Source organism: Tianweitania sediminis (genome assembly GCF_017813335.1).
Taxonomy (GTDB): domain Bacteria; phylum Pseudomonadota; class Alphaproteobacteria; order Rhizobiales; family Rhizobiaceae; genus Tianweitania; species Tianweitania sediminis.
In genome coordinates, this window is record NZ_JAGIYY010000013.1 from 60,158 (window position 1) to 74,326 (window position 14,169).

General features: G+C 57.5%; 14 protein-coding genes. 9 read left to right on the top strand and 5 right to left on the bottom strand.

Annotated elements, in window-relative coordinates; translation table 11 throughout:
- Positions 1 to 56: 56 nt before the first annotated feature.
- Positions 57 to 2,396 carry a DUF4214 domain-containing protein gene (locus J5Y06_RS22125; protein WP_209337378.1) on the bottom strand — a complete coding sequence of 780 codons (2,340 nt, stop codon included), beginning with the start codon at positions 2,394 to 2,396 and terminating at the stop codon, positions 57 to 59.
- A 308-nt stretch (positions 2,397 to 2,704) separates the two neighbouring features.
- On the opposite strand from J5Y06_RS22125, the gene J5Y06_RS22130 reads away from it, so the two are divergent.
- Both J5Y06_RS22130 and J5Y06_RS22135 read left to right on the top strand, forming a co-directional pair.
- A complete protein-coding gene (locus J5Y06_RS22130) occupies positions 2,705 to 3,109 on the top strand; it encodes a helix-turn-helix domain-containing protein (RefSeq protein WP_209337379.1) in 405 nt (134 codons plus the stop codon).
- Between the two features lie 58 nt (positions 3,110 to 3,167).
- Positions 3,168 to 3,515 carry a helix-turn-helix domain-containing protein gene (locus tag J5Y06_RS22135; protein WP_245248290.1) on the top strand — a complete coding sequence of 116 codons (348 nt, stop codon included), beginning with the start codon at positions 3,168 to 3,170 and terminating at the stop codon, positions 3,513 to 3,515.
- Between the two features lie 282 nt (positions 3,516 to 3,797).
- Here J5Y06_RS22135 and J5Y06_RS22140 read toward each other — a convergent pair whose 3' ends face one another.
- The gene (locus J5Y06_RS22140; protein WP_209337380.1) at positions 3,798 to 4,085 is read right to left on the bottom strand and encodes a DUF982 domain-containing protein; all 288 of its coding nucleotides are present in this window, start codon (positions 4,083 to 4,085) and stop codon (positions 3,798 to 3,800) included.
- A gap of 573 nt (positions 4,086 to 4,658) precedes the next feature.
- A complete protein-coding gene (locus J5Y06_RS22145; protein ID WP_209337381.1) occupies positions 4,659 to 5,864 on the bottom strand; it encodes a GGDEF domain-containing protein in 1,206 nt (401 codons plus the stop codon).
- 469 nt (positions 5,865 to 6,333) lie between these two features.
- On the opposite strand from J5Y06_RS22145, the gene J5Y06_RS22150 reads away from it, so the two are divergent.
- The 6 genes from J5Y06_RS22150 (at position 6,334) to J5Y06_RS22175 (ending at position 11,181) form a co-directional block, all read left to right on the top strand.
- A complete protein-coding gene (locus J5Y06_RS22150; RefSeq protein ID WP_209337382.1) occupies positions 6,334 to 7,617 on the top strand; it encodes a flagellar hook protein FlgE in 1,284 nt (427 codons plus the stop codon).
- Between the two features lie 345 nt (positions 7,618 to 7,962).
- Complete coding sequence (locus J5Y06_RS22155) at positions 7,963 to 8,325, top strand: response regulator (RefSeq protein ID WP_209337383.1); 363 nt, start codon at positions 7,963 to 7,965, stop codon at positions 8,323 to 8,325.
- 431 nt (positions 8,326 to 8,756) lie between these two features.
- A complete protein-coding gene (locus J5Y06_RS22160) occupies positions 8,757 to 9,260 on the top strand; it encodes a hypothetical protein (RefSeq protein ID WP_209337384.1) in 504 nt (167 codons plus the stop codon).
- A 55-nt stretch (positions 9,261 to 9,315) separates the two neighbouring features.
- Positions 9,316 to 10,101, top strand: a complete 786-nt coding sequence (locus J5Y06_RS22165) for an ERF family protein (protein WP_209337385.1) — start codon at positions 9,316 to 9,318, stop codon at positions 10,099 to 10,101.
- Complete coding sequence (locus J5Y06_RS22170) at positions 10,101 to 10,721, top strand: lambda exonuclease family protein (protein ID WP_280819710.1); 621 nt, start codon at positions 10,101 to 10,103, stop codon at positions 10,719 to 10,721. Before J5Y06_RS22165 ends, J5Y06_RS22170 begins: the two co-directional genes overlap by 1 nt.
- A 67-nt stretch (positions 10,722 to 10,788) precedes the next feature.
- On the top strand, positions 10,789 to 11,181 hold the full coding sequence (locus J5Y06_RS22175) for an HNH endonuclease (protein ID WP_209337387.1): 393 nt from the start codon (positions 10,789 to 10,791) through the stop codon (positions 11,179 to 11,181).
- A gap of 106 nt (positions 11,182 to 11,287) precedes the next feature.
- Here J5Y06_RS22175 and J5Y06_RS22180 read toward each other — a convergent pair whose 3' ends face one another.
- Together J5Y06_RS22180 and J5Y06_RS22185 are read right to left on the bottom strand one after the other, a co-directional pair.
- Positions 11,288 to 12,568 carry a glycosyltransferase family 4 protein gene (locus tag J5Y06_RS22180; RefSeq protein WP_209337388.1) on the bottom strand — a complete coding sequence of 427 codons (1,281 nt, stop codon included), beginning with the start codon at positions 12,566 to 12,568 and terminating at the stop codon, positions 11,288 to 11,290.
- A 24-nt stretch (positions 12,569 to 12,592) separates the two neighbouring features.
- A complete protein-coding gene (locus J5Y06_RS22185; RefSeq protein ID WP_209337389.1) occupies positions 12,593 to 13,792 on the bottom strand; it encodes a hypothetical protein in 1,200 nt (399 codons plus the stop codon).
- Positions 13,793 to 13,816: 24 nt separating this feature from the next.
- On the opposite strand from J5Y06_RS22185, the gene J5Y06_RS22190 reads away from it, so the two are divergent.
- Positions 13,817 to 14,023: a hypothetical protein gene (locus J5Y06_RS22190; RefSeq protein WP_209337390.1), complete on the top strand. Its 207-nt coding sequence runs from the start codon at positions 13,817 to 13,819 to the stop codon at positions 14,021 to 14,023.
- Positions 14,024 to 14,169: the final 146 nt, after the last annotated feature.

Consider the following 14,169-nt stretch of genomic DNA (forward strand, 5'->3'; position numbering starts at 1 on the left):
CCCCCTATAAAAAAAGGGGCGGGTACGAACCCGCCCCTTTCTGTCCCACGTAAAGCTTACGCGAACGTGAAGTTCGACGTACCGTCCAGATCGCCGGTAAGAACGCCCACCAGAACGATTTCACCCTCGAACGCGTCAGAGGTAATCGTGGTGTCGGCACCCGTCTGAACGATGTCGAGATCAGCGAAGCTGTCCACACCAAGAGCAGCCAGGTTCAACACGTCGCCACCTACGCCGGTCTCAAAGCCGTCGATGTTGACCGTCTCGTCCAGATCTGCACCGAAGGTGAGTTCCTGCGTCGCACCGGCATCCAGATCGATGTAGGAGTTATCACCAAGATTGCCGATCAAAACGTCCGCGTTAGCGTTCAGAACCGCACCGTTGTTGTCGAACGTACCGGTCAGACCGGACAGATCCAACACACCGAGGTCTGTAGAGCTCAGAGCGTCGATGTCCACATCGCCTTCACCCGTGAAGGTGAGGGTATCAAGCTCATCAGCGATCAGGCTCGTGAAGGTAACGTCCGTCTCATCGGAGTCCGAAGAGGTGGTGACGAACTCGATGGCCGTATATTCGGAAACGTCGAGCTGCGCGAGGGTGATGTCGCCCGCCTCATCGTCAAGAGTGATGACGAGATCATCCGACGAACCTTCCGGCGTCAGCGTGACAGTACCCGACTGATCAGCAGAGATCGTTACATCACCGGACAGGTCTTCGACCACCAGATTATTGGTGATGTCAGCGCTGATGATGAGGTTGTCGAAGTCGTTGTCGTCTGCGTCGACTGTGACATCTGCACCAGCAGCACCGGTGAGCTCAAGCGTCTGGAAGTTGGTGATGTCAGCGTCCGCGATGTCGGCAGCGTCATCAGCATCTACACCCAGAATGTTCGTGCCTTCACCGCCATCAGCAGTAAGCACCGACATGTCAAAGCCGCTTTCGAGCGTAAGGCGATCGTTACCAGATCCGTAGGTCACGGTAAGACCAGTGTAGCCCGAAGACGCTTCCTGGATGTCGATGTTGCCAGTTGCATCCTCAGCGTTGATCGTCAGGTTGCTGTCACCGTCATCCATCTCTTCGATGGTGAGATTGCCCGCACCTGTGATGTTGAGGGTGGCATCCTCTTCGTCGTCGCTGAGATCGAAGAAGTCTTCAACCGTCAAATCGCCGTTGAGCGAAAGATTGACGGTCTGAGGACCGAAGTCGCTACCATCGTTGTTGTAGTAAACGCCGATAGAGTCGAGCGTCGAGTCAGACGCAACGTTGATATTCAGCGTCTCAACATCATCGATGTAGAACGATGCATTGCCATTTGAATTGGAAACGTTAGCGAAATTAACAGTGAAGACGTCTGCATCGCCCGAACCGTCGGCTGCATCATCGACTTCCACGAAAACGTCGAGATCGTCAACGTTCGACAGGGACAACAAGCCGTTGATGTTTCCATCAACTTCTTCAAGGACAACCTCAACGTCGATGCCCGACCCGTCGCTTTCGATATTCGAAATAGAAACGGCCGTATCCGCCGAAATACCTTCGATTTCGAAGTCTGCAGACTGCTCACCGCCGCCAAAGTCCAACGAAAGTGTCTCAAGCTCATCAGCGATGCTGCCGAGGTCGAGGTCCGTGAAGTTCTCGTCGCGGATGCGGAGTTCGACATTCTCGATGCTGGTGAGATCAGCAGTGGAGAGATCGATTGCGTTGGTGGTGCCGGTGGAGGTCAGACGCAGCGTGTCGCTACCGACGCCACCATCCAGATCGTCGCCAACATTGAAGGTATCATTGCCGGTGTCGATCGTGCCGACGAAGGTGTCGTTCAGATCACCGCCAGTGAACTCAGGACCAACATCGATCCCGTCTGTCAGAACAATCGTATCGCCCACATTCGGGTCGAGATTGTCAACTGCCTGATCAACTTCAGCCTGCGTTGGGATCGTCGCATCGTCGGAAGTCACACCTTCCAGATACGCCCGACCTTGAGCCGCAGCAGCATCGCCGCGATAGGCCGCGAGTTCGTCTGGCGTGTCGATCGCAGCGGTAAACGCGTTTGCAGCAGCAACCTTGTTAGCCAAGGTCTCAACATCAATACCCTGTGCGCTCTGCGCAATTGCGATAGCGATGTTGTTGATGTTCAAGCGGCCCGCATTGTACTCGGCGATGTAGTACGCCAAGCCAGATGACTCTGGGTTACGGTTGAACAGCGAGTTGTAGATTTCCGTGATAACGGTCGCAATGTCGTCGCCTGCAAAGCGGTTCTGGTATTCAGCGGTAGCAGCCAGATCACCGATCGCCGTCAGGTCAGCGCCGTTGTTCGTTTCTGCTGCGAAGTATGCAAGGCCGAGCGGGTCGGCCGGACGCCCGAACAGGGCGATGTAGATGGTTTGAATGGCGTCCATGGGGGTTCCCTTTAGCGCAGAGTTTCAAGCCGACCGAAGCCGTGCACGATGGCCGGCCCGAAACGGTTACATCTACCGATTCCGGCAGAGCGGGGGTTGATTAACTTGCTAACCCCCCCGTCGTCAATCCGGAAAAGTTGGCAGAGCGGGATTCTTGTTCAGGAACCTAGCAACGTAGCCAAGCGTTGGAATCCCTTCTGGACAAAGGTTTCCGCCCATCATATGTAAAGTGACTAAGAGGCGCTTTGTAGACCTCATCAATTACTCGTTGTGGAGTTGCACAACGGTCAGCTTAGCAGGGCAGTAGAATGTACTCGCACCCACAGCAGGGCGTTCCGGCAGATGAAGTTCTAAGGCTTCGTCAAGCGGCGGGGGCATACATCCGGAAGTACCGGGAAGCGCTTGGGCTCTCTCAACGTGCGTTAGCTAAAGAGATTGGCATAGAGCATTATACCTTCGTGTCGCAGATCGAGTCTGGGCGCGGTCGTGTCCCGCCTGCGCAAATGGTTGACTGGGCGCGGGCTCTGCAGATTCCCCAGCGGACATTCGCCATTCAGATGATGCGCTTCTATGATCCGCTCACCTTCAACATGATTTTCACCGAAGAAAGCGCTCAGCTCTTTGCCGACGATAGGGATCAGGGCGATCGCTCAAAGGTCAGCGACCTAGAGGCTCGTCTTGCCAAGCTCGAAAGCCTTGTCGCCAACAGGTAAGTCGGGCTCGAAGAGCCTGGATAAGGAAGTAGCCGCTCAGGGCCGGCGAGAGGCTGGGTTGTACCTCAAGGAGCTGCGCGAGGCTATTGGTCTGTCGCAGCGAGAAATCGCATCCTTAGCTGGCTTTGAGTATTACACCTTTGTTTCTCAGATAGAGACTGGAGCTGCGAAGCTCCCTCCGGCGCAGATGAAACGATACGCGGAAATCGTGAAAGCTTCACCGCGGGAGTTCGCGATTACTCTGTTGCGACATTACGAGCCACACCACTACGAAATGATCTTCACCGATGATCTCGCCAAGAGGATCACGGATCGAGATCGCGACCAACTCGCCTCTCGTGAGGAAGAGATGGATGCTCTCGCGGCTCGCATTGCGAAGCTAGAATCGGCACTCTCGCAGGGCTAGGAGCCGGGCGGCCTACACGCCCACCGGGCCTCCGCAAATCAGGCGAGCTCATCTTTGGGGAAGGCGCACCTGAGGCATGAGCGCCAGCTAGGCACAGCAGGCGCAAGCAATCAGATGCTCTCCGAAGTGATTTTTGGCTGCGCCGCTGATGCAGGAGGCATTTGGTCTGCCCCCTTTGATATGGTCACCTCCCAGGTAGGCTATCGAGCCTGAGAGAGGATGTTGGAAAGCGCTAGCTCGTACAGGCTGCTTCGGCGTCTTATGCGAGCTCGGCGCTCGCTTTTAGGACGAGAGGCGATTGCTCGAACCCAGCGTCTCAGCGCCTACAGCATCCGGAACTATAATCCCGTGGGCCTTCGCGAATGCCGTGAAGATCCCGCGAACGGTTTCCGGTTCGATCTCGCCGTGGATTGCCGCCCGACATGCGTTAAGCGCAGCACTATGAGCGGGTCCTCGACGGCCATCCCAATCGTTCAGGATGCGGTACGCATCTTCCACACTTTCGATGGAACTCGGAAACCCGAGCCCGACAAAGATGGAGACGGGTTGTTCAAAACGCAGATCATGCATGACTCCCTCCATGTTTGGGGACCAACAATGTGCGCTCAGTTGCGCAGCACCCCTGAAATAAGGACGTCCTGCTTCAAGTTCCAAGCTTGCCGTGAGCGCGAGCTGCACGAATGGGATAAAGATCAACGCTCGTGAGAGTGGCGTGCCCGCTCAAGGGTTTGAATGTTGAACAGAGTTATGCCCTGATCTCGTCGTCCGATCTTGTGCCAGGGTTCGTTGTCTGCCACCGCGTGAGCCAAAGCCTCACGGTGGAAAACGGAAGGCCTCTTAGGGATTCCTTAGTCAATAAGGCGCGCAATCGGAGCGCAAAGGTTTGCAAGCAGTTCGATCGACCGGAAAGGGAACGATCATGAGCCGCATACCTATCCCGATTGCACTAATCACATCTGTTCTACTTGGCAGCGCCACGGTCTCGGCCTGGTCCAGACACTGCGCCTTGTATGAGATCTTCCACATCTGCCTGTACCACTAAGGGCAGCAGCGTTAGCTTAGTGGTCAGGCCGAGCGAACGAAACTGATTTGGTCGGGCGCGTCTGAAGCGGACGGGCTGTTCGGGACAGCAGCTTGGAAGGACTACGTGACTGACCGGCGGATGGGTCTCGCGAAGGCAGCTTGGTTCTTGCCTGAGTGTTTTGCGGCATACAGGGCTTGATCCGCCTGCCGCATCGCCTCTCCAAGACGTTCGAAGGGATTGTCTCGCAGATGAAGCCCGATGCTTACCGTGATTGGGTAGCCACGGGGGATAGGCTCAACTTCTACACGACTAAGCTGCGTGCGGATTCTTGCGGCGTGCCACGTCAGTTGACCGCTATGAGCATCGTTGTAGAAAAGCGCGAACTCCTCGCCGCCGACCCGGGCAACGTTGTCCGCTCCCTGCCTCTTGAGAACATTGGCCACGGCCATGATGACGCGGTCGCCGACGTCGTGGCCGAACGTGTCGTTGATAGCTTTGAAGTCATCGATGTCGACCATCATGACCGCCCATTGGTGGCGGGAGGCGGTCATCTCCTTCAGAAAGGCCGAAGCGCGCCGCTCGAAGCCACGGCGATTCAGCAACGCGGTAAGGTGGTCGTGTTCAGCATCGTCCCGCAGTTCGTTGAACAACTGAAAGCCGAAGCCGGTGAGAAACGACAGTGCGATCGTCATGGCGATCAAAGGCGTCATCGCCTGCACCATCGTCCAATAATCGGAGTCCTTGAGGGATCCGCCTGTGTTTATGTCCAGCCGATCAACGAACAGGGCGAGTGGGCGGGACAATGCGACGAACAGCAGAAGCAGGGCGTGGGCGACGAACAGCCGATCGACCCAAGACTTGGGCCCCGCTCGGATCAGGATCACGACCGTTGATGTAGCCAGAACCGAATAGGTCACGTTGACGATATAGATCCGTGCAACCGTCGAAGGCTGGCCAATGAGGAACCAGCAGAACGCGACAGCGGAACACGCGGACAGAGCGGCAAAGAAAATCGATGGGATCGGTGCGTTGATCCGGACGATGGAGCCTAGGCACACCGAGAGCACCGCCCCGAAGAACAGCGCGTTGACAACAGCGCGAAGGGCTAGGCCATCCAAGGGTCTGAGCAGATCGTTCGCGGCGAAGCCCGTTCCGGCGAGGGTGAATGCCACGGCAAGCAGAAGAAGGTAGCTATGGCCGCGATGCCTTCGCCAAAGCAGCAGAACAGACACGCCAAGCACCAGCAGGATCAGTGGGTTCAACAACCTAAAGATGAACTCGCCGACCATTTCACCTTCTAGGGCTCGAACGTAATCAGGTGACATTTCACCATGACCATAAAACAAGGCTTAAGCAGCGGGCCCCCGCGACCTTCGGACGCGTATTGATCCCCGGCCGGATGTAGTTGTCCTGTTGCTCCAGGACGGCCAACCTCTGGTGAGCAGACGCGCTCACATGAAGCGCTGCTATGTCGTCGATAGCCAGTCGGACGAGGTGAGCTTTGGCTAACGGCAGATATTCCGTCCGAGCCGCTCAGCTGACAGGCATGCGGAACGTGGCTGAGCGGACGGGTGGCGTCGAGATCAAGAACAATGCCGCCGAAGCGGCTGCGCGCAGGATCAAGAACGTTGTCGATCAGCCCGCCCGAACACTATCTCAGGTTCTTCTCTGCGCGCAAACCACGCTTCTCAGTGAAATTGCGAAACAGTTCGGAAACGCATTTTTGTTTCAGGTTCACGCAAGCCGATTAGATTACCTTAGGGAAGGCATGGGTTGGGGGGGGGGGTTAAGGGCGTGGGCTTATACGGAATGATGCGGACGGGCGTGTCGGGCATGTCTGCCCAAGCGAACCGATTGTCGACGGTCGCCGACAACATCGCGAACGCGAATACCACCGGCTACAAGCGCTCCAAGACGGAGTTCTCCTCGCTCGTGGTGCCGAATACGCCGGGCTATTATAACTCCGGCGGCGTCAAAACATCCGTGCGCTACGAGGTGTCGAAGCAGGGCGTCCTGCAGTACACCACCTCCGGCAACGATTTAGCCATCAACGGCAACGGCTTCTTCATCGTCGAAAGCCCGAACGGCACCTCCAACCTCGTGCGTGCCGGCTCCTTTGTGCCGGACGGGCAAGGCCGGTTGGTTAATGCGGCCGGGTTCTATCTGATGGGCTGCAACTACGCCAATGGCGAGCCGAGCGCCGTCGCTAACGGCTTCAACGGCCTTGAAGTGGTGAACATCGGCGCCTACGAGCTTTCGGTAACGCCCTCGGACGCCGGCCTCATCCTGGCCAATCTGCCAGCCACGGCGGCAGTGGTCGACGCAGCCCGACTCCCGTCCACCAATGCAGCGGATGCGAGCTATTCCGCGAAGTCGTCCGTCGTGGTTTACGACAACCTCGGCTCGGAAATCCTGCTCGACGTCTTCCTCACCAAGACCGGTCCGGCTGCAGGGTCGCCGCCAGATACGGAGCCGACCTGGGAAGTTGCCATCTATAACCAGGCTGACGCGTCCGCGGACACCTCGTTTCCCTATTCCACGGGTCCGCTCGCAACCACGACACTGAACTTCAACCTCGCCAATGGACGCCTGACCGCGGCAAGCAATAGTGACATCGTTTTCGACATCCCAGGTGGACGCGAGTTCACGCTCGACCTGAAGAACCTGACGCAGCTTGCGACCTCCTTCGATCCGGAGATTCGCGCCAACGGCAACGGTCCGAGCCCCATCCAGAGCATCAACATCGGCGGCGACGGCATCGTTTCGGCGGTATATGAAAACGGAGAGCTGAAGGCGCTTTACCGCATCCCGCTCGCAAGCGTGCCGAGCCCCGACCAACTCACGGTCATGCCGGGCAATGTGTACTCCTTGAGCCCCGAGTCCGGGGCGTTGCGTGTTGGTTTCCCAAACGACAGCGGACTGGGAGCTGTTATTTCAGGTGCTTTAGAAGGCTCCAACGTCGACATCGCCGAAGAGCTGACCGACATGATCGAATCGCAGCGCAACTACACGGCCAATTCCAAGGTGTTTCAGACCGGCTCGGACCTGCTTGACCTTCTTGTCAATTTGAAGCGGTAGGTTCTAAGCGGCCTTAGTCGGAGCGGAACACCCACACGCCATCTCCTGTTTGCTGATCAGAACCGCGCCCTGCTGAAAAGCTCCGTCACAACTGCGCTGCCATCTGGCGGCACTAAGCCCGGCAGATAAGCTGCCGTCGAGCCTTTTATACTGTGAGGGCATATGGGCGCCGATCGGCCGGATGGCGTCAATGTCACGCTGAAAATCTGCGGCATCGCAATCGATGGTGCCGCGACCGGCCAAGAAACTTGTGTTGCGCGCCGGTGTAAACATTTATGAACCTAATAGCACGGGGAAACGTTCGATGTTGAGAGCCCCCACTTCGAACGATAGACTGGACATCCAATGCCCATCCTCTTGTATGTCCTCATTGTGGAGGATGAAGGCCTCCTGCGTATCGACATCGCCGACGAGCTTACCGATAGAGGGTTCCAGGTACTGGAAGCCAGCAACGCTACGCAAGCGTTGGAGGTGCTGTGCGCCCACCCTGAGATCGAGGTCCTGTTTACCGATGTTGATATGCCTGGCGGCATTGACGGGCTGAAGCTGGCCGAAGAGGTCAGGGAGCGGTGGCCACCAATCAGGATCATCGTGACCTCCGGATACCGAGTTGTTCAAAGCTCGGACCTTCCGGCAGACAGCCGGTTCCTGCGCAAACCCTACACTGCGAAAAGCGTGGCCGAAGCGATCCGCCAAATGGCCGCCTGAGCCGTAGGTCAATAGCCTCTCCTTCTGCAGGCGATCAAAAAAATGGATCTCACTCACTTCCTTCTGCGGATGGCATATTGGGTCCGACGACCACCATCCAAACGATGGATCATGATTTGCCTGTGCCGTGATTGCAGTTGCGATCGTCATCGTGACGGTCGAGAGCTGGGGGTACTGGCCTGATGCGCTGAGGGTGGAGCGCGGCCCACGCATCGGCGTACCCATCAAGTGATCAGCGAGTTGCTCTACACCACTCCCTGTTAATGCAGAGCTTTGATCATGGAAGTGTTCGCAAGGCGCCGAACACATTCCCCGTGGTATTCTCAGCATTAACTAAGCACGTAAAGCAGTCTCGATCTCACAGCGATACTGACTTGATGCCGGCCTGAAGTCGAGCATGGTGCTCATCACCATCAAAAGGAGATGAGCTTATGAACATCAACTTCAACGATACTGGATCGCGCTACCACCGCAACTCTCGTCCGCTGCTTGAGCGTCTAAGAAGCGCAGCGAACAGGAACAGTGAAGACCCCGGTCCGACGGCAGTCGAGATCGTGATTTCGCGGGAGCCCGACACGCGAGATGTTTGGCTGGAGCGCGATGAAATTGAAAGCTTGGCCGAGCCCCTTCGGAGCGCTCGATATGAACTGCAGGCGGCTTCAGCAAACCTTGTCTGCCAGCGCAACCGCTTCCCTGTTCGCGAAGGAGATCTCGCTTACGCCGAAATACGGGCAAAGCGAGCCATCGCCTCCTATGCAGAAGTCGAACAGATGATGGATAAGCCTGAACCAAACAGGATGCGCTCCCTAACCCGCGTCTTTCGAAACACAGAGAAGGATGCTCCCGCCGTTGGTCACGAGAGCGACCCACGGGGGCTGCCCTATGCGATCGGCGCTGCGCTGACTTGCGGCTTCATTGTGGGAGCCCTGCTGTGATCCGCCCCTGGTTCTGGAACAACGAGGCTGCATTCGCGCGAACGGGAGGTGGAGCATGAACGTGCTCGCACCACAAGAGGAGTTCGCCGAGGGCATCATCCCCACTTCCGAAGGAGCAATCATCGCCCTCATCGAACGGGTGGTAATGGATCCCTCCATTTCCATCGACCGGCTTCACCAGATGCTCCTCTTCAAGGAGCGGATGGAAGAGCGAGCCCGTGAGGACGAAGCGCGAGCGGCCGAGAAGGCCTATTTCGCCGCCATGTCACGCTGCCAGGCGGAGCTTCCGATTGTCACCAAGTCGAAGGTGAACAAGCACACCAACTCGTCCTACGCCGATTTAGCAGCGATCGAGGAGCAGGCCATGCCCGTGATCTACCAGCATGGCTTCGCGGTTTCATTCCAACCGGACGGCTACAACAACAGGGGCGAGCTTCGGATCCTCTGGGAGATCTCTCATGAGGGAGGCTATCGGCGGAATGGTCTCAGTGAAATCCCGATCGATGGCGACAGCTCACAGGGGAGGAGTGGCAAGACCGCGACGCAGACATTTGGCAGCACCGCCACTTATGGTCGCCGCTATCTTCTCTGCATGCTGTTCAACATCAGCACCGGAGATGATCGCGACGGCAACCCGGTTGAAGCGCCGATCAAGACCATCACGCCGGCGCAGGTGAAGACCATCCAGCGTCTTCTGAAGCAGACCGGCTCCGACGCCAGCCAGTTTTGCCGAATGCACAAGATCGAAGCGATCCCGGATTTGCCTGGCGACACCTACGAGAATGCCCTCAGGCTTCTTTATCAGCGCAGAGCCAAGCTCAACGAGCGGAGTGGCGCATGATGAAGGTCTTCGAAAACGTCGCTCAGGGCTCGCCTGAATGGTTCGCATGCCGAGCCGGCATTCCCACCGCATCGAAGTTCGCGGTGGTCATGGCCAAAGGCGAGGGAAAAACCCGCGCTGAGTACATGCGCAAGCTCGCCGGCGAGATCCTGACCGGTGAGCCATGCGAGCAGTTCTCTAACATCCACACCGAGCGCGGCAGGATGATGGAAGACGAGGCCCGCGATACCTATGCCTTCATCAATGCAGTGGAGCTGAAGCGGGTTGGGTTCATCCGCTGCGGCAATCGAGGCGCAAGCCCGGATAGCCTGTTGGGCAGCAATGGTGGTTTGGAGATCAAGACGGCCTTGCCGCACATCCAGATCGATCGGCTGCAGCGGGATAGGTTGCCACCCGAACACAAGGCACAGGTTCAAGGAAACCTCTGGATCGCGCAACGGGAGTACTGGGATTTCGTCTCCTATTGGCCCAAGCTGCCGATGCTTCAGGTCCGCGTCTACCGCGACGAGGCTTTCATCAAGACGATTTCCGATGAAGTGGACCGGTTCAACGATGAGTTGGCGGCGCTGGTCGAGCGCATCCGCAACTATCAACACGTCGAGCAGCAGGAGGCAGCATGAGAAGCCCCCTGCCCTTTCAGGACTCACCTTCAGCGTGGACCCTTACGGCCGCGAAAGAGCTTGGCTGATGGCGCGTCGGAAAAGCTTCTCCAACAAAGACCGTGCCCGCATCTTTGTTGCACATGATGGGATCTGCCATCTATGCGGTGGGCATATCCAGATCGGACAGGCTTGGGATCTCGAGCATGTCATCGCGTGGGAGCTCTCTCGCGACGACAGCGACAAGAACCTGCGACCCGCTCACCGGAAATGTCATAAGATTAAGACCCACAAACACGATCGGCCCGCGATCAGCAAAGCAAAGAACCTTGAAGCCAAGCACCGGGGGTTCTTTCGCTCGGCCAAATCGATCGATAGCCGCGGCTTTCAGTCAACCAGTGATCGATCGGCCCCTCCGAACCCCTTGCCGCGCAGGCATCTGTTCGTTCGGAAGTCTGAGGACCCGCCGGAGATGGGATGAAGTGAGCAGATCGTCCGCTGGCCGGCGGATCGCTGGAGGGCGGAGGTTGCCAAAGGGGGCTCGGCTCATTCGAGCGTCTGAGCCTCGGACCAAGTATGGTTCTTCGTTACAAAGCCGATTGTGCTTGGTCGCGATCAACTGAGTTCGGTGATCCAGCGAGCTCCCGATACAGCCGCAAATGCTCTTCGAAAGCTTGCGTCGAACCCGACTGAACCTTCCTGTGATCGACCTTGGGCGCCTCAACATCTCCGCCAATGATTGCAGCCAGAAGGTCGGCCAAATCCGCAGAAGAGCCTAGTGAGAAGTGCAGTCCATCCACTCCGTCCACGACCTTCTCAGCCATGCCTCCGTCGTCGCCGCAGATAACCGGAACGCCAGCGGCAAGTGCCTCCTGGATAACGACAGGCGAGTTTTCCCACCAAATCGAAGGCACGACGATCCAATCATAGCGGGCCATCAGCCGGCCTGCCTGACTGTTGAGGTAAGGGCCATGGTCGACAATAGCATCTGCTGACTGCGACGCCAGGTGACGTACCTTCTTTCGATACTCCGTGGGCTGGCTTTCGAGGCCGCCGCCGTGAACTCCAACAGACAGACGCTTCCGATAGGAGGGCTTCAACCTGGATATGGCTTCAAGTAAGACATCCAAGCCCTTATACGATGTGTACCGGCCGAAAAAGCCCAGACGGAGTTTGTCGCCCTTACGTCTGTTGCCGAACGTCCCATCACCTGAAGCGGCAGGAGCTAGGATATTGTCGATCTGCTGAAAGCGTACTTCTGACCACCTGGGGCTTGGGCAAAAGCGCTCGAGCATAAACCGGCTAGGGCTCACAAAACGGTCGACAGCCTCTAAGTATTCCGAAAATACCATCTCTCGAGCAAAGAACGCGGCCACGCCCTTCTCCGGAAAACATCCGGCGCATTCTGCTGCGGAGTTCCGAAAGCAAAGTGCGCCGTTGGTTTTGATCATCTGTCCGTGGTTATGGCAGAGCACCAGATACTCATGCAGGGTGAGCACAAGGGCTGATGCTTGGCTTCTGAGCCAAGGAACAGCTTGCAAGCCCACCCCAAGAAAGTGGTGCATGTGAATCACGTCGGGCCGAAATTCCCGGACGATTGGGTCAAGGCGCTCGACAACCGAGCGTGGGTCCTCACTGCAAAGCGAGAAGGGATCCACCTTTGGCAGCGAAAGCAATAATTCGTCGCTTTTGCCTCGAAAGAACATGGTTTCGCGACCAGAGCCCGCCAACTTTTCCAGTCCAGCGGCGACATAAAGAACCTCAACATCCGGTTCAGATTTCAACCGCTCGAAAAGCGCATAGGAGGCAGACTCGGCGCCCCCAGGCGACAAGGCTGGATGCCCATGCGAGTAAATGAGGATACGCATCCTGATGAGAGCACCGGATCTTGGTTAGGATGAAACTTGGGGCAGCAGGTGCTTTTGGTTGATGAGGGTCGCTTCTACCCACGCCTCATCATCGTTCGCACCATAGTTGGCGGCCGCCATCGCTGAGCCACTCTGCAATGCCGGAGTGGAAGCGGTGAACAACGACAGGGACTGATGCTCTTGAACGCGCCGACAAAACTCTGCGCTGATGGCGAGCAGTGATACCAAGCGCTCGTTGAAGGCATAGGTGCGGAAGAGCTCTGTTTGCGCCAGCATGCAATCTAAGGAAAGAAAGGTCCCGTCAGGGAGCCTGTTATAGACAGCCGCTGTGGCAGGACTGCGCCAGGTCTTTGACTTGGCCAACACGCCCTCACTATCGCCGAAGTGCCAAGCAACAGGGGCCGGCGACCCGTCTTCCAGCACTCCCTGCAGCCCAACGATTATAGACCCATCGTCGCCTAAGTGACGGATGTGAGACATCAGTCCAGCAAAGTCGCTGATCCAGGCTGACCGATCAAGGACCAAGAGGCTTCTTCCACGCGCTGCTTCAACTGCGCTGTTCAAGGCGAAAGCAAGTCCATCTTCGGACGGCAGGAGGATGATGGTGGTGGAGCACTGGATCTCAGTCTGCTGTTCTAAAAATCCGGCAAGATCCCAGTCAACCTTGCCAACAAAGATCCACTCCACACCAGGCGGCGCTTTCGCCTGATTGAGGAGTTGAGCCTGAACAAACACCGGATCCCCGCGCTCCAGCGGAACCACGATGGAAAAGTGAATATCTTCTGCGGGCGGTCCGAAATGCTTGGTGACCGTTTTCCGCTTACCACGAGCCCGTCGAGCGAACGGAGCGACAAGGCGAGCCACCCTTTCCGGCGGTTTCTCCGCGGTCGCCACCTTTAATCGGATGAACGGCAGCGCTTTGCTTCGCTCACCGATCTGGGACACCGCCAGAGGCCCTGTCATGGACACGCCGGAGCGGTCACGTTCCAGCAGATAAAGATCTGTTGCGAGGCTTAGAGACCCAGGCAGGAGGGCGATGAAGCCGTGTTCGACTGCCACAGCCCGGCTGTCCGGCAGTGAAGCAAGGTGTGAAACGACGTCCTCGCGATAAAAGCTGAGGATGTTCTCCCAAGAGCTGAAAGCGCGGAAATCTGCACTGATAAGGCTGATTTCGCGACTGTCAATGTGCTCGATCCATCCCTCGACGAGGGTTGCCCCCGTCACGGGTGTTGCTTTGTCGAGGCTGAGATGTCCGGCTGCTTCAGCCCCAAGCCATCGGCAGGATCGGTCGAAGACCAGTCCGATGCGCGGGTCGACCGCGCCTTCCGCAGCCGCAGCCTGGATCAGCGCAATGAGCTCCGCATCGATGCCGCCGTGGTCAGAAATCGTCCGAATGGACACGGCCGCCGCGTGGGACTGACCATCCACGAAGGTGAGGCGCGCGCTCAAGACTGAAGCCACATCAATCTCAAGGAGGTCGAAAGTATCCACGGAAAGGCATGTAACCGGCGCGCCCGCGGCACCATGCCGGAAGGTGACCCATTGACCGCTGGAAACGACTGCTTCTGCGCCAATCCGATCCGTCAAGCAGAGAGCGGTCA

Coding starts and splice junctions, on each gene's coding strand:
- J5Y06_RS22125 (WP_209337378.1), bottom strand. CDS start 2,396: ATGGACGCCATTCAAACCATCTACATCGCCCTGTTCGGGCGTCCGGCC.
- J5Y06_RS22130 (WP_209337379.1), top strand. CDS start 2,705: ATGTACTCGCACCCACAGCAGGGCGTTCCGGCAGATGAAGTTCTAAGG.
- J5Y06_RS22140 (WP_209337380.1), bottom strand. CDS start 4,085: ATGCATGATCTGCGTTTTGAACAACCCGTCTCCATCTTTGTCGGGCTC.
- J5Y06_RS22145 (WP_209337381.1), bottom strand. CDS start 5,864: ATGTCACCTGATTACGTTCGAGCCCTAGAAGGTGAAATGGTCGGCGAG.
- J5Y06_RS22155 (WP_209337383.1), top strand. CDS start 7,963: ATGCCCATCCTCTTGTATGTCCTCATTGTGGAGGATGAAGGCCTCCTG.
- J5Y06_RS22160 (WP_209337384.1), top strand. CDS start 8,757: ATGAACATCAACTTCAACGATACTGGATCGCGCTACCACCGCAACTCT.
- J5Y06_RS22165 (WP_209337385.1), top strand. CDS start 9,316: ATGAACGTGCTCGCACCACAAGAGGAGTTCGCCGAGGGCATCATCCCC.
- J5Y06_RS22170 (WP_280819710.1), top strand. CDS start 10,101: ATGAAGGTCTTCGAAAACGTCGCTCAGGGCTCGCCTGAATGGTTCGCA.
- J5Y06_RS22175 (WP_209337387.1), top strand. CDS start 10,789: ATGGCGCGTCGGAAAAGCTTCTCCAACAAAGACCGTGCCCGCATCTTT.
- J5Y06_RS22180 (WP_209337388.1), bottom strand. CDS start 12,568: ATGCGTATCCTCATTTACTCGCATGGGCATCCAGCCTTGTCGCCTGGG.
- J5Y06_RS22190 (WP_209337390.1), top strand. CDS start 13,817: ATGTCCGGCTGCTTCAGCCCCAAGCCATCGGCAGGATCGGTCGAAGAC.